19 protein-coding genes and 1 pseudogene are annotated in these 20102 nt (G+C 70.6%); 16 read left to right on the top strand and 4 right to left on the bottom strand.

Translation table 11 applies throughout. The annotated features are described in order from the left end of the window. Window positions 1-105 precede the first annotated feature (105 nt). Both OH768_RS42300 and OH768_RS42305 read left to right on the top strand, forming a co-directional pair. Window positions 106-684, top strand: a complete 579-nt coding sequence (locus OH768_RS42300; protein ID WP_406461794.1) for a DUF2207 domain-containing protein — start codon at window positions 106-108, stop codon at window positions 682-684. A 151-nt stretch (window positions 685-835) separates the two neighbouring features. Next, window positions 836-1213, top strand: a pseudogene (locus OH768_RS42305) (hypothetical protein); the annotation flags it as partial. A 342-nt stretch (window positions 1214-1555) separates the two neighbouring features. On the opposite strand, the gene OH768_RS42310 reads toward OH768_RS42305, so the two are convergent. Further along, entirely contained in the window at window positions 1556-2281 is a 726-nt protein-coding gene (locus OH768_RS42310; protein ID WP_406461795.1) for a 3'-5' exonuclease, read from the bottom strand. 169 nt (window positions 2282-2450) lie between these two features. Between OH768_RS42310 and OH768_RS42315 the strand changes: the two genes are divergently transcribed. The 3 genes from OH768_RS42315 to thrS all read left to right on the top strand — a co-directional run bounded on the left by OH768_RS42315 (window position 2451) and on the right by thrS (window position 6338). Next, entirely contained in the window at window positions 2451-3017 is a 567-nt protein-coding gene (locus OH768_RS42315; RefSeq protein WP_093624554.1) for a DUF4365 domain-containing protein, read from the top strand. Beyond that, a complete protein-coding gene (locus OH768_RS42320; RefSeq protein ID WP_406465672.1) occupies window positions 3014-4246 on the top strand; it encodes a hypothetical protein in 1233 nt (410 codons plus the stop codon). Before OH768_RS42315 ends, OH768_RS42320 begins: the two co-directional genes overlap by 4 nt. Window positions 4247-4361: 115 nt before the next feature. Further along, window positions 4362-6338, top strand: coding sequence for a threonine--tRNA ligase (gene thrS, locus OH768_RS42325; protein WP_406461796.1), 1977 nt, complete (start codon window positions 4362-4364; stop codon window positions 6336-6338). Between the two features lie 35 nt (window positions 6339-6373). Here thrS and OH768_RS42330 read toward each other — a convergent pair whose 3' ends face one another. Then, entirely contained in the window at window positions 6374-7036 is a 663-nt protein-coding gene (locus OH768_RS42330) for a potassium channel family protein (protein ID WP_406461797.1), read from the bottom strand. Window positions 7037-7103: 67 nt separating this feature from the next. Here OH768_RS42330 and OH768_RS42335 point away from each other — a divergent pair, with 67 nt between their 5' ends. Continuing rightward, a complete protein-coding gene (locus OH768_RS42335; protein WP_019066352.1) occupies window positions 7104-7664 on the top strand; it encodes an HIT domain-containing protein in 561 nt (186 codons plus the stop codon). Window positions 7665-7683: 19 nt separating this feature from the next. On the opposite strand, the gene OH768_RS42340 is transcribed toward OH768_RS42335, so the two are convergent. Then, window positions 7684-9351 carry a hypothetical protein gene (locus OH768_RS42340; RefSeq protein WP_406461799.1) on the bottom strand — a complete coding sequence of 556 codons (1668 nt, stop codon included), beginning with the start codon at window positions 9349-9351 and terminating at the stop codon, window positions 7684-7686. 208 nt (window positions 9352-9559) lie between these two features. Next, complete coding sequence (locus OH768_RS42345; RefSeq protein WP_406461801.1) at window positions 9560-11755, bottom strand: elongation factor G-like protein EF-G2; 2196 nt, start codon at window positions 11753-11755, stop codon at window positions 9560-9562. Window positions 11756-11988: 233 nt separating this feature from the next. Here OH768_RS42345 and pgsA point away from each other — a divergent pair, with 233 nt between their 5' ends. The 10 genes from pgsA (at window position 11989) to ruvA (ending at window position 20095) form a co-directional block, all read left to right on the top strand. After that, complete coding sequence (pgsA, locus tag OH768_RS42350; protein WP_406465673.1) at window positions 11989-12723, top strand: phosphatidylinositol phosphate synthase; 735 nt, start codon at window positions 11989-11991, stop codon at window positions 12721-12723. Continuing rightward, window positions 12720-13631 carry a phosphatidylinositol mannoside acyltransferase gene (locus tag OH768_RS42355; RefSeq protein WP_406461803.1) on the top strand — a complete coding sequence of 304 codons (912 nt, stop codon included), beginning with the start codon at window positions 12720-12722 and terminating at the stop codon, window positions 13629-13631. The genes pgsA and OH768_RS42355 overlap by 4 nt, the downstream gene beginning before the upstream one ends. Further along, on the top strand, window positions 13628-14788 hold the full coding sequence (locus tag OH768_RS42360; RefSeq protein ID WP_406461805.1) for a glycosyltransferase family 4 protein: 1161 nt from the start codon (window positions 13628-13630) through the stop codon (window positions 14786-14788). Before OH768_RS42355 ends, OH768_RS42360 begins: the two co-directional genes overlap by 4 nt. Window positions 14789-14864: 76 nt before the next feature. Beyond that, window positions 14865-15698, top strand: a complete 834-nt coding sequence (locus OH768_RS42365) for a formylglycine-generating enzyme family protein (protein ID WP_406461807.1) — start codon at window positions 14865-14867, stop codon at window positions 15696-15698. 25 nt (window positions 15699-15723) lie between these two features. Then, the gene (locus OH768_RS42370; RefSeq protein ID WP_406461809.1) at window positions 15724-16266 is read left to right on the top strand and encodes a hypothetical protein; all 543 of its coding nucleotides are present in this window, start codon (window positions 15724-15726) and stop codon (window positions 16264-16266) included. 190 nt (window positions 16267-16456) lie between these two features. Beyond that, complete coding sequence (gene pdxS, locus OH768_RS42375; protein WP_234468195.1) at window positions 16457-17305, top strand: pyridoxal 5'-phosphate synthase lyase subunit PdxS; 849 nt, start codon at window positions 16457-16459, stop codon at window positions 17303-17305. After that, a complete protein-coding gene (pdxT, locus tag OH768_RS42380; RefSeq protein WP_406461810.1) occupies window positions 17305-17907 on the top strand; it encodes a pyridoxal 5'-phosphate synthase glutaminase subunit PdxT in 603 nt (200 codons plus the stop codon). Before pdxS ends, pdxT begins: the two co-directional genes overlap by 1 nt. A gap of 51 nt (window positions 17908-17958) precedes the next feature. Continuing rightward, the gene (locus OH768_RS42385; RefSeq protein WP_406461811.1) at window positions 17959-18711 is read left to right on the top strand and encodes a YebC/PmpR family DNA-binding transcriptional regulator; all 753 of its coding nucleotides are present in this window, start codon (window positions 17959-17961) and stop codon (window positions 18709-18711) included. A gap of 203 nt (window positions 18712-18914) precedes the next feature. Beyond that, window positions 18915-19490 carry a crossover junction endodeoxyribonuclease RuvC gene (gene ruvC, locus OH768_RS42390; RefSeq protein ID WP_406461812.1) on the top strand — a complete coding sequence of 192 codons (576 nt, stop codon included), beginning with the start codon at window positions 18915-18917 and terminating at the stop codon, window positions 19488-19490. Then, window positions 19487-20095, top strand: coding sequence for a Holliday junction branch migration protein RuvA (gene ruvA, locus OH768_RS42395; RefSeq protein WP_019059777.1), 609 nt, complete (start codon window positions 19487-19489; stop codon window positions 20093-20095). The genes ruvC and ruvA overlap by 4 nt, the downstream gene beginning before the upstream one ends. Window positions 20096-20102 lie beyond the last annotated feature (7 nt).

Here is a 20102-nt window from a genome sequence, read left to right on the forward strand (position 1 = left end):
GTGCGTCTTGAGGGGGGCCTCATGCGTGACGGAGAAGGCAAGAGACGGAGAAGGAGACGGGGGAAGGTCACGTCCCTGCGGCGGCGCCGCATACGGTCGTTGGCCGTGATCGTCTTCGTGCTGATGGTGTTCGGCGGGATCGGTGCCGGCTGCCAGGCGCTCTCGAACACGGAGCGGGTCACCTCGATGTGGGTCGGCGCCGAGATCCGCGCCGACGGGAGCGCCCGGGTCACGGAGGTCATCGACTACGACTTCGGGCACTCGGGCCAGACGCACGGCATCTACCGTGACGTACCGGACGCGGACTTCGACGCCGACGACGTCCGGGCCACCATGGACGGTCACAAGGTTCCCTACGCGAGCACTTACGGCGACTCCTACCGGGACGAGAACGGCAAGGAGTCCTACGCCGAGCGACTCAAGGTGGGCGACCGCAACCGCACGGTCGGGGGAGTGCACCGCTACCGAATCCAGTACACGGTCACCGACGCGGTCGTCGTCAAACTCGACAGGCTCAACGGACACGAGGGCCGCACGCCCCACGCCACCACAGCCAAGAGCAGGACCGAGCCCCGGCGGCGCTGCCAACAGCGCCCACGGGCAATGCCGCTGGCACCTCCCTTCCGCAACCGCTGCGCAACGGCGGGCTGTTCCTCGCCGTCGCCCTGGCCGCTGTCACGCTGACGCTCTGCGTACTGCGGTTCCTCGGGCGCGACCGGGTGCAGGGGGACGGCGGGCGGGTACGGCGCGTCGAGGTCGAGCGGCTCGCCCGCACGGGCATCTCACCATCGAGGGAGACGATCAGCATCCGGTCCTGAAGCGGCACGGGCGTCCGGTGAACCGGGAGATCAGGGACGTACTGGACCGGATGTTCACCGGCGGCACCAGCCTGGCCCTCGGCTTCCGTAACCCGTCGTTCAAGGCGGGCTGGGAGGACCTCTCAGGGAAGCTGGACAACTGGCGCGAGGCGAGCGGCCTGTGGGACACGACCCTCACCCGGCGGCTCCGTGAGCGGCTGATGGTCCAACTGGGCGTGGTGCTCCTCGGGTTCGTCCTCGTGGTCACCGGCGGTGTGCTGAACGGCCATCGCATCGCGGCCGGACTTCCCGTCCTGCTGGCGGGTGCCGTGGTCGCCGGTCTCGGTCTCGCCGTGGTCGCCCGCGGCTGGGAGCTGGACAGCCGTACCCCTCGCGGCAGCGCTCTCTGTCTCCAAGTCGAGGCGTTCCGGCGCTACTTGGCCGACCCGGCCGGCTGCCCCGACGCACCTCCCGCCGCGGAGACCGCGGACCGCTACGCGGCCTGGGCGGTCTCCTGGGTGTCGAGGCCGCCTGGGAACAGGCCGTCGGCGCCTCGGCCTCGGCGGCGAGAGCGAGGCGGAGTCTCTCGCTGGGCGTCGGTGACGTCCTGCTCGCCGCCGTCGTCTCCGCGGCCGACGCGGCCTCCAGCTCAGGGAGTTCTGGCTCCGGCGGCGGTTCCTCCAGCGGCGGAGTCGGTGGCGGCGCCGGTGGTGGAGGCGGCGGCTCCTGGTGAGGTGTGGGGACGCGACCCCACACCGTCAGGCCGCTTCGGCCAGGCCCGGCCGGAGCGGCCAGTCCGTGCTCACCACCTCCGGTGTACCGCTGCGCGTGAACCACGCCTGCAGTCCTCGCGCCTGCGCCGCGTGCCACGTCGACTGCAGCGTGTGCAGCTCGGCGGGGGACAGGCGCTCCAGCCTGGTCGCGAAGCGGCGGCCCAGGGCCCGTACCACCTCCAGGGAGGCCAGCGCGTCCGCGCCCGCGTCGTGCGCGCCCTCCAGCGTGACACCGTAGTGCTCGCACAGGTCGGTGAGGGTGCGGCGGCCCTTGCGGTAGCGGTCCAGGTGTTTGTCGAGGACCCGGGGGTCCAGCACCCGCAGCGCCGCCGACTCGAACCAGTGGTCCAGCGAGGACGCGCGGTGCCGGCGCAGCTCGCGGTCCAGGAGCGTCAGGTCGAACGGTGCGTTCATCACCACCAACGGGCGTCCCATGGCCGCCTGTTCGGCCAGCTCGTCGGCTATCTCGTGCATCACCGGCGCGGGCCAGCGGCCGTTGCGCTGAAGATGCTCATCCGTCAGTCCATGGATCGCCGTCGCCCCGGCGGGCACCGGCACCCCCGGGTTCACCAGCCACCGGGAGACCCGGGGACGGGTGCCGGGGGCGTCCTGGACGACGACGGCGGCCGACACGATCCGGTCGGTCTCCACATCCACGCCCGTGGTCTCCGTGTCGAACGCGGCCAACGGGCCCTCGTACCAGCACGTCATACGTACACAACTCCTCGTTCACCCACGGCAGCTGACGCACCGTCTTCTGCCTGTTTGGTGATACCCGTGCTGTTTGCGCCGTACGCCGGAAGGACACAACAGGAGTACGGGTCTTTGCAGTTCAGCGGCCCGGTACGGGGAAACACTTGGCGTGGAAGGCGATTTGCTCATGGTGATAGCGCAGCCCGAGCGGGGCGGGCTGCTGCCCGAACGGACGGCACCCCATCGCGGATCGCTCGCCACCACCGCCTGCATGGAAACGTTGCAGGTGGGCTATCTGCACGCCGTCGCCGCCGCGGCCGGCTGCTCGCTGTCGCAGCCCTTTCCGGACAACGGCATCGACTGGCACGTCAGTCACGGCTCGCCGGGGCACACCGTCGACGACGAGGTCACCATCAAGGTGCAGCTCAAGTGCACCTACCAGATCCCGCCGAACCCGCCCGGCCGCTCCTTCTCCTTCACCCTCGACAACGACCACCTGCGCAAGCTCGCCCGCACCCCGGTCTCGGTGCACAAGATCCTGGTCGTGATGCTCGTCCCGCGTTCCCAGGACGACTGGCTGCGCGCCAGCCACGACCGGCTCGACCTGCGGCACTGCTGCTACTGGGTCAATCTCGCCGGTCACGCGATCACCGGCCGGACCCGGACCACCGTGCGCATACCGACCGCGCGCATCTTCGACGACCGGGCGCTGTGCGAGATCATGACGCGGGTCGGGACGGGCGGCAGGCCGTGAGGGACCGCCCGGTCGAGGAACACCTGAGGCAGGTACGGCCGCATCCCGTGGACACCTCCTCCTGGGAGCGTCCCCCCGAGCCCGGCCAGGTCGACCCCGCCGTCCTCGGCGCCCTGCTGCGCCGGCACGGCTGGCAGCGGCGCGGCGGCGCCCCCGGACGCTACGGCCGCTGGACCCCACCCGGGCCCGGCGGCTCGGGCACCAGCCTGCTGGTCCCCGAGAGCCGGGCCTTCCCCGACAGCGACGACCTCCTCGGCGAGGCGCTCATCGCCCTCGCCCGCAGCAACACCCCCTCCGCCCGCGAGGTCCTCGTCGGCCTCGCCGTACCGAGCGACGAGATCCGCTGGTGGCGGGACATCCCCACCGGCCCGGCCGGCACCGCGCCCTGGACCGTCGAGGAACAACTCCGCGCCGCCGCCCGCCAGATGCTGCTCGCCGCCGCCCTCGCCACCCGCGCGCGTGCCGGTTACTACGGCGCCCGCCACCGCCGCCCCGCCGCCGCGTCCCTGGAACACGTCCTCGTCGGCTCGGCCCCCGGCGGCCGGCAGCTCACCGCGTTCGTCCCCGTCGACACCGGCCGCATCCTCGCCGTACGCCTGCACCAGGCCCTGTACGCCACCCGCGAGGCCATCGACTACGAGCGGGCCACCGGCGGCATGGACGCCTTCGACGGGGCCGTCGAGGCGGGCGTCAGCCGCGAGTTGACCGAAGCCGTCGTCGCGCTCGTGCGCGGCACCGAGGGCGCCCGGATCGCCGTCGAGTGGGCGCCGGCCGCGGGCGTCCCCGAGGGCTGTGCCGCCCCCGCCGAGGCCGTCGAGTTCTCGCCCGGCGACCTGCCCGTACTGCGCGCGGCCGGGGCCCGCTATCTGCGCGAGGAACCCTCCATGCCCGTGCGCATCACCGGCTCGGTGGTGCGGATGCGCAGGTCGGGGCCGCGCGGCGAGGGCACCGTACGGATGCAGGTGATCGCCGGCGCCGAGGTCGGGCACGTCCGCATGACCCTGGACGAGGAGTCGTACCGCATAGCCGGTCACGCCCACCTCGTCGGGCTCCCGGTCCGGGTGCACGGGCGGCTGGAGAGCCGGGGCGGCTTCCGCAGGCTGACCGGCGCCTCCGGGGTCGTACCCGTGCAGGTGGACGAGGCGGAGCGGGACCGGCTGATGAAGTCAATCCAGGGGCACGGGGAGAGCACTGCCTTCTTCGAGGAGGCGTGCAGCGGGGAGGACTGAGGGAGGGGAGCCCAGGGGCAACCGTTTCGCGGTGGGCCCCTTAGGGTCGGTACGATCCCCTATTGCGCGCGCTCACGGTATGGCGCCGCATCCACCCCGCAGTCAGGAGAGACCGGTGTCAGACGTCCGCGTGATCATCCAACGCGATTCCGAGCGGGAAGAGCGCACGGTGACGACGGGCACGACGGCCGCCGAGCTCTTCGCCGGCGAGCGCTCGATCATCGCCGCGCGCGTGGCCGGAGAGCTCAAGGACCTGGCCTACGTCGTCTCCGAGGGGGACGAGGTCGAGGGCGTCGAGATCTCCTCCGCCGACGGCCTCAACATCCTGCGCCACTCCACCGCGCACGTCATGGCCCAGGCCGTGCAGGAGCTGTTCCCCGAGGCCAAGCTCGGCATCGGCCCGCCGGTCAAGGACGGCTTCTACTACGACTTCGACGTCGAGCGGCCGTTCACGCCCGAGGATCTCAAGGCCATCGAGAAGAAGATGCAGGAGATCCAGAAGCGCGGCCAGCGCTTCTCGCGGCGCGTGGTGACCGACGAGGACGCCCGCGCGGAGCTGGCGAACGAGCCGTACAAGCTCGAACTGATCGGCATCAAGGGCTCCGCCTCGACCGACGACGGCGCGGACGTCGAGGTCGGTGGCGGCGAGCTGACGATCTACGACAACCTCGACGCCAAGACCGGCGACCTGTGCTGGAAGGACCTCTGCCGCGGTCCCCACCTGCCCACCACCCGCAACATCCCGGCGTTCAAGCTGATGCGCAACGCCGCCGCGTACTGGCGCGGCAGCGAGAAGAACCCGATGCTCCAGCGCATCTACGGCACCGCCTGGCCCTCCAAGGAGGAGCTGAAGGCGCACCTCGACTTCCTGATCGAGGCCGAGAAGCGCGACCACCGCAAGCTGGGCAACGAGCTGGACCTCTTCTCCATCCCGGACCAGATCGGCTCCGGCCTGGCGGTCTTCCACCCCAAGGGCGGTGTCGTCCGCCGGGTCATGGAGGACTACTCGCGGCGCCGCCACGAGGAGGAGGGCTACGAGTTCGTCTACACCCCGCACGCGACGAAGGGGAAACTCTTCGAGACGTCCGGGCACCTGGACTGGTACGCCGACGGCATGTACCCGCCCATGCAGCTCGACGAGGGCGTGGACTACTACCTCAAGCCCATGAACTGCCCGATGCACAACCTGATCTTCGACGCGCGAGGCCGTTCCTACCGTGAACTGCCGCTGCGGCTCTTCGAGTTCGGGACCGTGTACCGGTACGAGAAGTCCGGCGTCGTGCACGGCCTCACCCGGGCCCGCGGTTTCACGCAGGACGACGCGCACATCTACTGCACGCGCGAGCAGATGGCCGACGAGCTGGACAAGACGCTCACCTTCGTCCTGAACCTGCTGCGGGACTACGGCCTGACGGACTTCTACCTGGAGCTGTCGACCAAGGACCCGGAGAAGTTCGTCGGCTCGGACGAGGTCTGGGAAGAGGCGACGGAGACGCTGCGCCAGGTCGCCGAGAAGCAGGGGCTGCCGCTCGTACCCGACCCGGGCGGGGCCGCGTTCTACGGGCCGAAGATCTCCGTCCAGACGAAGGACGCGATCGGCCGGACCTGGCAGATGTCGACCGTCCAGCTCGACTTCAACCTGCCGGAGCGGTTCGACCTGGAGTACACCGGCCCGGACGGCTCCAAGCAGCGGCCGGTCATGATCCACCGTGCGCTGTTCGGTTCCATCGAGCGGTTCTTCGCCGTGCTCCTGGAGCACTACGCGGGTGCCTTCCCGGCTTGGCTGGCGCCGGTGCAGGCGGTCGGGATTCCGATCGGGGACTCGCATGTCGAGTACCTGGAGAAGTTCGCCGTGGCGGCCAAGAAGAAGGGGCTGCGCGTCGAGGTCGACTCGTCCTCGGACCGGATGCAGAAGAAGATCCGCAACGCGCAGAAGCAGAAGGTGCCGTTCATGGTCATCGTCGGCGACGAGGACATGAACGGCGGCACGGTGTCCTTCCGCTACCGGGACGGCTCGCAGGAGAACGGCATCGCGTTCGACGCGGCCATCGCGAAGATCGTGAAGGTCGTGGAGGAGCGGGCGCAGGTCTGACCCGACGCCTGTGTGACGGTGGGCCCTCGGAGAGCTCAGCTCCCCGGGGGCCTTTCCTCGTCCTCCCCTCGCGCGAACCGCTGCATGAGGTACGACGAGAACGAGCCCGTCACCGCGCCCAGCAGGGCCAGCCCGCAGCCCATGAGCACCGCGGCGACCAGCCGTCCCGGCAGCGTCACTGGAGCGACATCGCCGTAGCCCACGGTCGACAAGGTGGAGGCCGCCCACCACAGCGAGTCGCCGAAGGTACGGATCGTCGCGTTCGGGGCCGTGTGCTCGAAGCGGTACACGGAGAGGGAGCAGGCGAAGCCGAGCAGCCCGGTCGACAGGCCCGCGTACAGGATCACCCGCCCCTGCAGGGACATGGTGGGTCGCTCCCCGCGGCGCTGCTGCAGCGCGTCGTAGACCCGCACGACACGTACCGGCCGCAGCAACGGCAGCACCACGACCACCGTGTCCAGCCAGTGGCGGTGGACGAAGTGCAGCCTCTGGCCGCTCAGCGACCAGCGCACCGCGTAGTCCACGACGAACAGCGCCCAGCTCGCGGCCATCACGGCCAGGAACAGATCGCGCACGGGCTGGGGCAGGTCCTCTCCGAGGACCCACACCGCGTACGAGCCGAGATAGACCAGGGATGCCACCCCGAGCGGAATCCCCGCCCACCGCTCCCAGCGGGCCGTGCGGCTGTTGTCGTCCATCGCCCCAGCTTGGCCCGGGACGGCCTTCCCGCAACCCCGGCGACACGCCGCGAACGAGCGAAGCCATATGCTGACTTGCATGACGAGTGAGCCGGAGCAGCAGATCGGAGTGGGCACGCCGGACGCGTTCCAGCGCCTGTGGACGCCCCACCGGATGGCCTACATCCAGGGCGAGAACAAGCCGACCGGCCCCGGTGCCGACGACGGTTGCCCCTTCTGCTCGATTCCGGCGAAATCGGACGAGGACGGGTTGATCGTCAGGCGCGGTGAGCTGGTGTACGGGGTGCTCAATCTGTATCCGTACAACGGCGGCCATCTGATGGTGGTGCCCTACCGCCATGTCGCCGACTACACCGACCTGACCGACGCGGAGACCGTGGAGCTCGCGGCGCTCACCAAGCAGGCGATGACGGCCCTGCGCACCGCGTCCGGCGCCCACGGCTTCAACATCGGCATGAACCAGGGGAGCGTGGCGGGCGCGGGCATCGCCGCCCATCTGCACCAGCACATCGTCCCGCGCTGGGGCGGCGACACCAACTTCATGCCGGTGGTGGGCCACACCAAGGTGCTGCCCCAACTCCTCGCGGACACCCGGAAGATGCTGGCGGACGCGTGGCCCACGGCGTGAGCCACGCGACGGGGACCGGCTACGCGTCGTAGAGGTCGGCCTTCCTCGGTGACGCGTCCTGCACGTTCGTGCTGAGGAACGACGAGCGGTTGCCGAACTTCTCCGTGTCGACGCCGTTCTCGTCGAGGACGCGGATCGCGGCCGCGTGCACCACGCGCAGTACCGGTGTCGCGGCGCGCAGCGCGTCGTCCGCCATGAAGCGGTGGCGCCAGGGCTGGTCGGCCCAGGCGTGCCGCAGGCCGAACGGCTCGGGCAGGGACATGGAACCGCCGAGCCAGTTGAGCAGCGGCGGGTACCAGGTGATCGGGGCGCGGACCGCGAGCCGTACCACCTCGTCGGCGGGGACCAGCGGGAGTTTGACCTTGCGGGTCTCCCACGGCTTCAAGGTCTTCTGCACGTCCTTCGTCGGGGCCTCGGGCTTGCCGGTGAACAGTGAGTTCACGGGACCCAGGGCGTGCCCGGTGATCTCGATGCGCAGCGTCTTGTGCAGCACGGTCACCGTGATCATCATCGTGATGACCAACTGCCCTTCCCAGAGCGTCCACTGCACGCCCAGGTAGTGCCGCTCGCCGCTGCCGAACTGCTGCTTGTTGCAGATGTCCTGTATCGCGTGCGACTTGACCTGGTACGCCTCCACGTCCGTGCCGTCCGGCCGGGACACCGCCTTGGCACCCTCGCCGACCGGCGTGACGATCCAGTGCCGTACCGACGCCTTCGGGAAGCCGCCGGTGTTGATCGTGTTCCGCTCCAGCATGCGCAGGTCGTCATGGATGTTGCGGATGACGTCCCAGCTGCGGAAGGGGTGGATCTCCCGGTCGGCGTCGCGCGCGATCAGGTCCTCGGCGAGCTGCCAGCTGCCCCAGCGGGTGCCCATGCCGAGGATGCCTTTGGGGCCGGCGTAGAAGATCGAGTTGGACTGCTGCTCGGCGCTGAGCTTGGCGAGGGACTGGCGGAGCTGCTCGGCCTGGGTCTCGCCGGGGCTGGTCGGCACCGCCTCGGGGACCTTGGCGCCGACACTGCTGCCGGAGAGCAGGCTGTCCCAGCGCCCGCGCAGATCCTTCGCGGTGTTCTCGCAGACCTGCTTGGCCCACAGCCAGCCGACCACGGGGAGGACGACGCACGCGCGCGCGTACCAGGACCAGAAGCCCGCGAAGGGCATCTTGACCAGGAAGATCACGGCGACCGCGCCCACCGCGACGAGCAGGGTCGTGGCGATCGCGCCGGCCCGCTTGTTGGTCTGGGTGCGTTTGTCGATCAGGCTGCGCAGCTGGAAGACCAGCAGCCAGACGATGAGCCCGGGCAGGAACAGCAGGCCGCACAGCACCATGATCATGGACAGCCTGTTGTCCCGCGCGCGGCGGATGTTGTTGGCCGCCAGGGCGTGTTCGACGACGGCCTGGGGCTCGGTGCCGAACGACTGGATGAGCGGTTTGCGGCCGGGGCCGAGCATGCGGGCCACTACGGCTCCGGCGAACGCCTCACCGAGGTTGGGGCGGAAGATCGTCGCCCACTTGCGGCCCTCGTCGACGGTCGTCTGGTGCCATTCGTTGTCGGCCTTCTTGATGTCCGCGACCGGGTTGTCCCGGTAGGCCGCCGAGGCCAGCGCGAAGGTCGCCGTCTGGCCCTCGTTGCCCGTACGCGGCACCTGTGGTCCGAAGATGTCCCCATAACCGCTGTCAACGGTCATTCCCGCCCCCGATCGCCGCTGCTCCCGCTTCTGCGGCTTTCCCGACTTCCGTGCTCCGCACACCTGTTGATCAGGTCATCAGCGTATCGGCCATCACTGACATCCGTAGGCGGACGACCGAAGCCGCCCGTCTACCCGGAACAGACCGTTCCATTTAGGCCTCTTGTGGGTCGTCGCAAGCCACAAGTGAGCCGTCCGGTATCAACTCCTAGACGTCGCCCACCTGTTCGCGGATCCGTTCGGCGATCTGCGGAGGCATCGGTTCATGGCGGACGTAGGTGCGGTTGAAGCGTGCCGAGCCGTGGGAGAGGGAGCGGAGGTCGACGGCGTAGCGGCCGATCTCGATCTCGGGGACCTCGGCCCGGATCAGTGTGCGCCCGCCGGTCGTCTGCTCGGTGCCGAGCACCCGGCCGCGCCGCCCGGACAGGTCGCTCATGACCGCGCCCACGTAGTCGTCGCCGACCAGCACGGTCACCTCGGCCACCGGTTCGAGGAGATGGATCTTCGCGTCCGCCGCCGCCTCCCGCAGGGCCAGCGCGCCGGCCGTCTGGAACGCGGCGTCCGAGGAGTCCACCGAGTGCGCCTTGCCGTCCAGGAGCGTGATCCGTACGTCGAGAAGCGGATGCCCGGCCGCAACTCCCCTCGCCGCCTGGGCCCTAACGCCCTTCTCCACCGACGGGATGAACTGCCGGGGCACCGCGCCGCCGATGACCTTGTCCACGAACTCGATGCCCGTGCCGCCCGGCAGGGGTTCGACCTCGATCTCGCAGATCGCGAACTGCCCGTGCCCGCCGGACTGTTTGACGTGCCGGCCGCGCCCCTGCGCCTTGGCGGCGAACGTCTCCCGCAGGGAGACCTTGTGCGGGACGACGTCGACCTGGACGCCGTAGCGGCTGCGCAGCCGTTCCAGGGCGACGTCCGCGTGGGCCTCGCCGAGGCACCACAGGACGACCTGGTGGGTGTCCTGGTTCTGTTCCAGGCGCATGGTGGGGTCCTCGGCGACGAGCCTGCTCAGGCCCTGTGAGAGCTTGTCCTCGTCCGCCTTGCTGTGCGCCTGGATGGCGAGCGGCAGCAGCGGGTCGGGCATCTCCCATGGCTCCATGAGGAGCGGGTCGTCCTTGGCCGAGAGGGTGTCCCCGGTCTCCGCGCGGCCCAGCTTCGCCACGCACGCGAGGTCGCCCGCGATGCAGTGCGTGAGCGCCCGCTGCTGTTTGCCGAAGGGCGCGGACAGGGCGCCGACGCGTTCGTCGACGTCGTGGTCCTCGTGCCCTCGGTCGGCGAGCCCGTGCCCGGAGACATGGATCGTCTCGTCGGGGCGCAGGGTGCCGGAGAAGACGCGGACCAGGGAGACCCGGCCGACGTACGGGTCGGAGGCGGTCTTCACGACCTCGGCGACCAGCGGCCCGTTCGGGTCGCACGCCTTCAGCTCCCGCGCCCTGCCGTCGACCGTGGTGACCCCGGGCGCCTCGCGCTCCAGTGGGGTCGGGAAACCGCGCGTGATCAGCTCCAGGAGCTCGACCGTGCCCAGACCCTGGCGGGCGCCCTCGGCGGCCGGAGCGGCGGCCAGCACGGGGAAGAACACCCCGCGCGCGACGGCTCGCTCCAGGTCCGCGATCAGCGTCCTGACGTCGATCTCCTCGCCGCCGAGATAGCGGTCCATGAGGGTCTCGTCCTCGCTCTCCGAGATGATCCCCTCGATCAGCCGGTTGCGGGCCTCCTCGATCCCCGGCACCTGGTCGGGCCCAGGCTCGGACTCCTTGCGCTCCCCGGACGCGTAGTCGAACAGCTTCTGCGACAGCAGCCCCACCAGACCGGTCACGGGCGCGTGCCCGTCGGGCCCCGGCGCGCCGCGCAGCGGCAGATACAGCGGGAGTACGGCGTCGGGGTCGTCCGCGCCGAACGCCTCCGCGCAGTTCCGGATCATCGCCTCGAAGTCCGCGCGCGCCGACTCCAGGTGCGTGATGACGATGGCCCGCGGCATGCCGACCGCCGCGCACTCCTCCCACACCATGCGGGTCGAGCCGTCCACGCCGTCGGAGGCCGAGACGACGAAGAGGGCCGCGTCCGCCGCACGCAGACCGGCCCTCAACTCGCCGACGAAATCGGCGTATCCGGGGGTGTCGAGAAGATTGACCTTGTACCCGTCCCAGTCGACGGGCACCAGGGAGAGCTGTACCGAGCGCTGCTGGCGGTGCTCGATCTCGTCGTAGTCGGAGACGGTGCCGCCGTCCTCCACGCGGCCCGCCCGGTTCACCGCCCCCGCGGTCAGCGCGAGGGCCTCCACCAGAGTCGTCTTGCCCGATCCGGAGTGGCCGACCAGCACCACATTCCGTACGGACGCGGGGTGGTCGGCCGCCGTAGCCCTGCCGGCGGCTCCGGGGTGTGCGTTCGCCTTGTCGCCCATGGCCTTGCCTCCCGTGCACGGTGAGGTCACTGTGGGCGCGGACACACGGTGCCGCGTGCGGTGGCGGCTCCGATGACGCCCGCGGTGGTTCGAGCTTTCCACGCCCGTCACGGTGCGTCCATACAGCGGACGCGATCCGGCCGTGACACCGATGGCATCGCCTCGTGCTGCAGCCATTCAAAAACATGGGCACGCGGGTGCCCGGCGGCCGCCCACGCGCGCGCGTGGCTACGATGGGCCAGCCGGTGGCCAGCAGGGGCCGCGCGGCGACACCGACCCTCGGGAAGGCCATGCTGAACAAGTACGCGCGTGCATTCTTCACGCGTGTCCTCACGCCGTTCGCCGCGTTTCTGATCCGCCGGGGCGTCAGCCCCGACACGGTCACCCTCCTCGGCACCGCCGGAGTGGTCGCGGGCGCGCTGGTCTTCTACCCCATGGGCGAGTTCTTCTGGGGCACGGTCGTGATCACGCTGTTCGTGTTCTCCGACCTCGTCGACGGCAACATGGCCCGCCAGCTGGGCCGCTCCAGCCGCTGGGGCGCCTTCCTGGACTCCACCCTCGACCGGGTCGCCGACAGCGCGGTCTTCGGCGGCCTGGCCCTCTGGTACGCGGGCGGCGGCGACAACATCGCCCTGTGCGCCGTCTCGATCTTCTGCCTGGCCAGCGGCCAGGTGGTGTCGTACACCAAGGCGCGAGGCGAGTCGATCGGCCTGCCGGTCGCCGTCAACGGCCTGGTCGAGCGGGCCGAGCGACTGGTGATCTCACTCGTCGCGTGCGGCCTCGCCGGCCTGCACAAGTTCGGTGTCCCCGGCATCCAGTGGCTGCTGCCGATCGCGCTGTGGATCGTCGCCGTCGGCAGCCTGGTCACGCTGATCCAGCGGGTCGTCACGGTCCGCAAGGAGGCCGCCGAGGCCGACGCCGCCGCGGCTCAGGAAACCGAGCAGCACAGCACCGGGGCGACCCCGTGAGCAGTGCCCAGGAGCGGCTGACCGACGCGCTCTACGGCCTCGGCTGGAGCACCGTCAAGAAGCTCCCCGAGCCGGTCGCCGTCCGGCTCGGCCGCACCATCGCCGACCTCGCCTGGAAGCGGCGCGGCAAGGGCGTACGCCGGCTGGAGAGCAACTACGCGCGCGTGGTGCCCGACGCGAGCGCCGAGCGGCTCGCCGAGCTCTCGCGCGCGGGCATGCGGTCGTACCTCCGCTACTGGATGGAGTCCTTCCGGCTCCCCGCCTGGAGCCCCGAGCGCGTCAAGACGGGCTTCGACCCCAAGGACGTGCACTACCTGACCGACGGCATCGCCTCCGGCCGCGGTGTCATCCTCGCGCTGCCGCACCTCGCCAACTGGGATCTCGCCGGCGCCTGGGTCACCACCAAGCTGGCCACGCCGTTCACGACGGTCGCCGAACGCCTCAAGCCGGAGACGCTCTACGACCGGTTCGTCGCCTACCGCGAGGGCCTCGGAATGGAGGTCCTGCCGCACAGCGGCGGCACCGCCTTCGGCACGCTCGCCCGGCGGCTGCGCGACGGCGGCCTGGTCTGCCTGGTCGCCGAGCGCGACCTGTCCGCCTCCGGGGTCGAGGTCGAGTTCTTCGGCGAGGCCACCCGGATGCCCGCCGGACCTGCCCTCCTCGCCCAGCAGACGGGCGCGCTGCTGCTCCCGGTGACGCTCTGGTACGACGACTCGCCGGTCATGCAGGGACGGGTCCATCCGCCCGTCGAGGTCCCCGAGTCAGGTGACCGGGCCGAGAAGACGTCTGTCATGACACAGGCGCTGGCAGACGCCTTCGCCACCGGCATCGCCGACCACCCGGAGGACTGGCACATGCTGCAGCGCTTGTGGCTCGCGGATCTCGACCCCACGAAGGGACCCTCGTGAGGATCGGCATCGTCTGCCCCTACTCCTGGGACGTCCCGGGCGGCGTCCAGTTCCACATCAGAGACCTCGCCGAGTACTTCATCCGGCTCGGCCACGAGGTGTCCGTCCTGGCTCCGGCCGACGACGACACCCCGCTGCCGCCGTACGTCGTCTCGGCGGGGCGTGCGGTCCCGGTGCCGTACAACGGCTCGGTGGCCCGGCTGAACTTCGGCTTCCTGTCCGCCGCGCGGGTCCGACGCTGGCTGCACGACGGCGAGTTCGACGTCATCCACATCCACGAGCCGACCTCGCCGTCCCTCGGCCTGCTGGCGTGCTGGGCCGCGCAGGGCCCGATCGTCGCCACCTTCCACACCTCAAACCCGCGCTCCCGGGCGATGATCGCCGCGTACGCGATCCTGCAGGCCGCGCTGGAGAAGATCAGCGCGCGGATCGCCGTGAGCGAGTACGCCCGCCGCACGCTCGTCGAACACCTCGGCGGGGACGCGGTCGTCATCCCGAACGGCGTCGACGTCGACTTCTTCGCCCGCGCCGAACCCAAGCCCGAGTGGCAGGGGGAGACGATCGGCTTCATAGGGCGCATCGACGAACCCCGCAAGGGCCTCCCGGTGCTGATGAAGGCCCTGCCGAGAATCCTCGCCGAGCGGCCGAACGCGAGGCTCCTGATCGCCGGGCGCGGCGACGAGGAGGAGGCCGTCGAGACGCTCCCCGAGGAACTGCGCTCACGCGTCGAGTTCCTCGGCATGATCAGCGACGACGACAAGGCCCGCTTCCTGCGCAGCATCGACCTCTACGTCGCCCCCAACACCGGCGGCGAGAGCTTCGGCATCATCCTCGTCGAGGCCATGTCGGCGGGCGCCCCGGTCCTCGCCTCCGACCTGCCCGCCTTCGCGCAGGTCCTCGACCAGGGCGCGGCCGGCGAGCTGTTCACCAACGAGGACCCGCACACCCTCGCCGAGGCGGCCGTACGACTCCTGGGCGACCCGGAGCGGCTGGCGCAGCTGCGGCGGAGCGGGAGCGCCCATGTGCGGCGCTTCGACTGGTCGACGGTCGGGGCCGACATCCTGTCCGTGTACGAGACCGTGACCGCCGGCGCGGCGGCCGTCGCCACCGACGAACGCACCGGTCTGCGGGCGCGGTTCGGGCTGGCCCGGGACTGAGGTGCGGGACGGCGACCGCGCGGGGGCGTGCTGCTCTCCCGCGCGCGGGGAGGGCGGTTCGGTTTTCCAACTCGGGGTGCCCGTCGGCCGATCCGCCGACGACACCCGCGCGATCGCCCTGCCCGGCGGTGAGTTCCGCATGGGCGACGCCTTCGACGAGGGCTACCCGGAGGACGCGGAGGGACCCGTCCGTACGGTGACCGTCGAGCCGTTCCGCATCGACGCGACCGCCGTCACCAACGCGCGCTTCGGCCACTTCGTGGACGACACCGGATACGTCACCGAGGCGGAGCGGTACGGCAGTTCGTTCGTGTTCCACCTGCTGCTGCACCCCCGCGCGCGGGACGCCGTGTTCGGCCAGGTCGAGGCGGCACCCTGGTGGCTCGGCGTGGCAGGCGCCTCCTGGAGAGCACCGGAGGGCCCTGGTTCCGATGTCGTCGGACGTGCGGACCATCCCGTAGTGCATGTCTCACACCACGATGCCCTCGCCTACTGCGCCTGGGCGGGCGCCCGGCTGCCCACCGAGGCCGAGTGGGAGTACGCGGCACGGGGTGGCCTCGACGACCGGCGCTATCCCTGGGGTGACGATTTCGCCCCGGAGCGGCTGAATACCTGGCAGGGCGACTTCCCCAGGACCAGCACCCGCACCGGTGGCGCGACGGGCACGGTCCCCGTGGACGCGTACGAGCCCAATGCCTTCGGCCTGTTCAACACATCGGGCAACGTGTGGGAGTGGTGCGCCGACCGCTTCGTACCGGGCGGCGAGGAACGCGTGATCCGCGGCGGCTCGTACCTCTGCCACGCCTCCTACTGCCACCGCTACCGGGTCGCCGCCCGCTCGAAGAACACCCCCGACTCCTCGACGGGGCACGGGGGTTTCCGGTGCGCGTGGGACCTGACGGGACCGTGACCGCCGCCCGGTAGCCTTGCCGCCCGTGACGCCAACCCTGATCTGGATCCTCGTCGCCCTCGTGGCGATCGGCCTGTACCTGAGCTGGACCGCGGGCCGGCTCGACCGGCTGCACGCCCGGATCGACGCGGCCCGCGCGGCACTCGACGCCCAACTGCTGCGCCGCGCCTCGGTGACACAGGAGTTGGCCACCTCGGGCGTCCTCGACCCGGCCGCCTCGATCGTCCTCTACGAGGCCGCGCACGCCGCCCGGCAGGCCGAGGAGGAGCAACGGGAGGTCGCCGAGAGCGAGTTGAGCCAGGCCCTGCGCGCCGTCTTCGCCGAGCCCCCGCAGGTCGAGGGCGTCCGCGAGGCCCCCGGCGGAGAGGCGGCGGCCCGCGAACTCGCCGAGTCGGTACGCCGCGTCCCAATGGCCCGGCGCTTCCACAACGACGCCGTGGGCGCGGCCCGCCGCCTCCGCGAACACCGCAAGGTCCGCTGGTTCCGTTTGGCTGGACACGCCCCCTTCCCCATGGCCTTCGAAATGGACGACGAGCCACCGGCGGCACTGGTCGACCGGGCCGCGTAGCGGTTGCCCCTGGGGCACAGCGGTTCGAAAACGATCCACCGGGTGTTCATTGGCCCTTGCTGTGGCCTGCATCTCTCGCGTTTCCTCGGTACTGCAGCAGCCCTCTTTCACCGAGTGAGGTCACCCCGTGTCCAGCACCCCCAGCTCCGCCCAGACTCCCGAGACCGGCACCGCGCGCGTCAAGCGCGGGATGGCCGAGCAGCTCAAGGGCGGTGTGATCATGGACGTGGTCAACGCCGAGCAGGCGAAGATAGCCGAGGACGCCGGCGCCGTCGCCGTCATGGCCCTGGAGCGGGTCCCCGCCGACATCCGCAAGGACGGCGGAGTGGCCCGGATGTCCGACCCGAACATGATCGAGGAGATCATCGAGGCGGTCTCCATCCCGGTCATGGCCAAGTCCCGCATCGGCCACTTCGTCGAGGCCCAGGTCCTGCAGTCCCTCGGCGTCGACTACATCGACGAGTCCGAGGTCCTCACCCCGGCCGACGAGGTCAACCACAGCGACAAGTTCGCCTTCACCACCCCCTTCGTCTGCGGTGCCACCAACCTGGGCGAGGCCCTGCGCCGCATCGCCGAGGGCGCCGCGATGATCCGCTCCAAGGGCGAGGCCGGCACCGGCAACGTCGTCGAGGCGGTCCGCCACCTGCGCCAGATCAAGAACGAGATCGCCCGCCTGCGCGGCTTCGACAACAACGAGCTGTACGCCGCCGCCAAGGACCTGCGCGCCCCGTACGAGCTGGTCCGCGAGGTCGCCGAGCTGGGCAAGCTCCCGGTCGTGCTGTTCTCCGCCGGCGGTGTCGCCACCCCCGCCGACGCCGCCCTGATGCGCCAGCTCGGTGCCGAGGGCGTCTTCGTCGGCTCCGGCATCTTCAAGTCCGGCGACCCGGCCAAGCGCGCCGCCGCCATCGTGAAGGCGACCACGTTCTACGACGACCCGAAGATCATCGCGGACGCGTCCCGCAACCTCGGCGAGGCCATGGTCGGCATCAACTGCGACACCCTCCCCGAGGCCGAGCGTTACGCGAACCGGGGCTGGTGATGACCACTCCCGTAGTCGGAGTGCTCGCGCTCCAGGGCGACGTACGGGAACACCTGATCGCCCTGGCCGCGGCCGACGCCGTGGCCAGGCAGGTCAGGCGCCCCGAGGAACTCGCCGAGGTGGACGCCCTCGTCATCCCCGGGGGTGAGTCCACCACCATCTCCAAGCTGGCCGTCCTCTTCGGACTGATGGACCCCCTGCGCGCACGCGTGCGTGCCGGTATGCCCGTCTACGGCACCTGCGCCGGCCTGATCATGCTCGCCGACAAGATCCTCGACCCGCGCTCGGGCCAGGAGACGATCGGCGGCATCGACATGATCGTGCGCCGCAACGCCTTCGGACGGCAGAACGAGTCCTTCGAAGCAGCTGTCGACGTCCGGGGGATTGAGGGCGATCCTGTGGAGGGCGTCTTCATCCGCGCCCCCTGGGTCGAGTCCGTCGGCGCCGAGACCGAGGTCCTCGCCGAACACGAGGGCCATATCGTCGCGGTCCGCCAGGGCAACGCGCTCGCCACGTCGTTCCACCCGGAGCTGACCGGCGACCACCGCGTGCACTCCCTGTTCGTCGACATGGTGCGCGCGAACCTGACTCCGGGGTCCTAGTAGGATCTCTGGGGTTCGTAAAGAGTTGGGTTACGCGAAGGAGACAGGCAGATGTCCGGCCACTCTAAATGGGCTACGACGAAGCACAAGAAGGCCGTGATCGACGCCAAGCGCGGCAAGCTCTTCGCGAAGATGATCAAGAACATCGAGGTCGCGGCCCGTACGGGTGGTGCCGATGTGTCCGGCAACCCGACGCTGTTCGACGCCATCCAGAAGGCCAAGAAGAGCTCGGTCCCGAACAAGAACATCGACTCCGCCGTCAAGCGCGGCGCCGGTCTCGAAGCCGGTGGCGCCGACTACGAGACGATCATGTACGAGGGTTACGGCCCCAACGGTGTCGCGGTGCTCATCGAGTGCCTCACCGACAACCGCAACCGCGCCGCCTCGGACGTCCGCGTCGCCATGACCCGCAACGGCGGGAACATGGCCGACCCCGGCTCCGTGTCGTACCTCTTCAACCGCAAGGGCGTCGTCGTCGTCCCCAAGGGCGAGCTGTCCGAGGACGACGTCCTGGGTGCCGTGCTCGACGCGGGCGCCGAGGAGGTCAACGACCTCGGTGAGTCCTTCGAGGTCATCTCCGAGGCCACCGACCTGGTCGGCGTCCGCACCGCGCTCCAGGACGCCGGCATCGACTACGACTCCGCCGACGCCAACTTCGTCCCGACCATGCAGGTCGAGCTCGACGAAGAGGGTGCCCGCAAGATCTTCAAGCTGATCGACGCCCTGGAGGACAGCGACGACGTGCAGAACGTCTTCGCCAACTTCGACGTCAGCGACGAGGTCATGGAGAAGGTCGACGCGTAGCGCTGCCGCGAGCTGAGCGGGATTTCGGCGGGCCGACGGGACACGTCCCATCGGCCCGCCGCCGTTGTCGGTGGCACCGGATAGCCTGACGGAAGTCAAAGATCACCGACCGCGGACCGCAACCATCAATTGAGGAACTCCGACGGTGCTCAGCCAGGTCCGCGAGAGCGGCGGCGGTTTAGCCGCAAAGAAGGGGGGTTGGAGTGCGCGTACTCGGGGTGGACCCCGGTTTGACCCGCTGCGGTGTCGGTGTCGTCGAGGGCGTCGCGGGCCGGCCTCTCACGATGGTCGGCGTAGGTGTCGTACGGACCCCGGCGGACGCCGAGTTGGGGCTGCGCCTGCTCGCCATCGAGCAGGGCATCGAAGCGTGGCTGGACGAACACCGGCCCGAATTCGTCGCCGTGGAGCGGGTGTTCAGCCAGCACAACGTCCGCACGGTGATGGGCACCGCCCAGGCCAGCGCCGTGGCGATGCTGTGCGCCGCCCGCCGTGGCATCCCGGTCGCCCTGCACACCCCCAGCGAGGTCAAGGCCGCCGTCACCGGCAGCGGGCGCGCCGACAAGGCCCAGGTCGGCGCCATGGTGACCCGTCTGCTCCGGCTCGACGCGCCCCCCAAGCCCGCCGACGCGGCCGACGCCCTCGCCCTCGCCATCTGCCACATCTGGCGGGCCCCCGCACAGAACCGCCTCCAACAGGCGGTCGCCCAGAACCGACTTCAGCAGGCCGTCGCCCTGCACGCAGCCAGGACTCCGAACGCATCGAAAGGCCGTACCGCATGATCGCCTTCGTCAGTGGCACGGTCGCCGCACTCGCTCCCGACGCCGCGGTGGTGGAGGTAGGCGGTGTCGGCATGGCGATCCAGTGCACGCCGAACACGCTCTCCACGCTCCGCCTGGGCAAGCCGGCCAAGCTCGCCACCTCCCTCGTCGTCCGCGAGGACTCGCTCACCCTGTACGGCTTCGTCGACGACGACGAACGCCAGATCTTCGAGCTGCTGCAGACCGCGACCGGCGTCGGCCCCCGGCTCGCGCAGGCCATGCTGGCCGTGCACACCCCGGACGCCCTGCGCCGCGCCGTCGCCGCCGGTGACGAGAAGGCGCTGATGGCCGTGCCCGGCATCGGCAAGAAGGGCGCGCAGAAGCTGCTGCTGGAGTTCAAGGACCGGCTCGGCGCCCCGGTGGGGTCCGCCCCGGCGATCGGCGCCCCGGTCACCAGCGGCTGGCGCGACCAGCTGCACGCGGCCCTCATCGGCCTCGGGTACGCCACCCGCGAGGCCGACGAGGCCGTGGCCGCCGTAGCACCGCAGGCCGAGGCCGCCGAAGGGGCGCCGCAGGTGGGGCAGTTGCTCAAGGCCGCCCTGCAGACCCTGAACCGCGCCCGCTAGGAGACGT

Origin of the sequence: Streptomyces sp. NBC_01622 (genome assembly GCF_045209635.1) — a bacterium.
In the GTDB taxonomy this organism is placed as follows: Bacteria; Actinomycetota; Actinomycetes; order Streptomycetales; family Streptomycetaceae; genus Streptomyces.

Coding starts and splice junctions, on each gene's coding strand:
- OH768_RS42310 (WP_406461795.1), bottom strand. CDS start 2,281: ATGACGTGCTGGTACGAGGGCCCGTTGGCCGCGTTCGACACGGAGACC.
- OH768_RS42315 (WP_093624554.1), top strand. CDS start 2,451: ATGGTGATAGCGCAGCCCGAGCGGGGCGGGCTGCTGCCCGAACGGACG.
- OH768_RS42330 (WP_406461797.1), bottom strand. CDS start 7,036: ATGGACGACAACAGCCGCACGGCCCGCTGGGAGCGGTGGGCGGGGATT.
- OH768_RS42335 (WP_019066352.1), top strand. CDS start 7,104: ATGCTGACTTGCATGACGAGTGAGCCGGAGCAGCAGATCGGAGTGGGC.
- OH768_RS42340 (WP_406461799.1), bottom strand. CDS start 9,351: ATGACCGTTGACAGCGGTTATGGGGACATCTTCGGACCACAGGTGCCG.
- OH768_RS42345 (WP_406461801.1), bottom strand. CDS start 11,755: ATGGGCGACAAGGCGAACGCACACCCCGGAGCCGCCGGCAGGGCTACG.
- pgsA (WP_406465673.1), top strand. CDS start 11,989: ATGGGCCAGCCGGTGGCCAGCAGGGGCCGCGCGGCGACACCGACCCTC.
- pdxS (WP_234468195.1), top strand. CDS start 16,457: ATGGCCGAGCAGCTCAAGGGCGGTGTGATCATGGACGTGGTCAACGCC.
- pdxT (WP_406461810.1), top strand. CDS start 17,305: ATGACCACTCCCGTAGTCGGAGTGCTCGCGCTCCAGGGCGACGTACGG.
- OH768_RS42385 (WP_406461811.1), top strand. CDS start 17,959: ATGTCCGGCCACTCTAAATGGGCTACGACGAAGCACAAGAAGGCCGTG.
- ruvA (WP_019059777.1), top strand. CDS start 19,487: ATGATCGCCTTCGTCAGTGGCACGGTCGCCGCACTCGCTCCCGACGCC.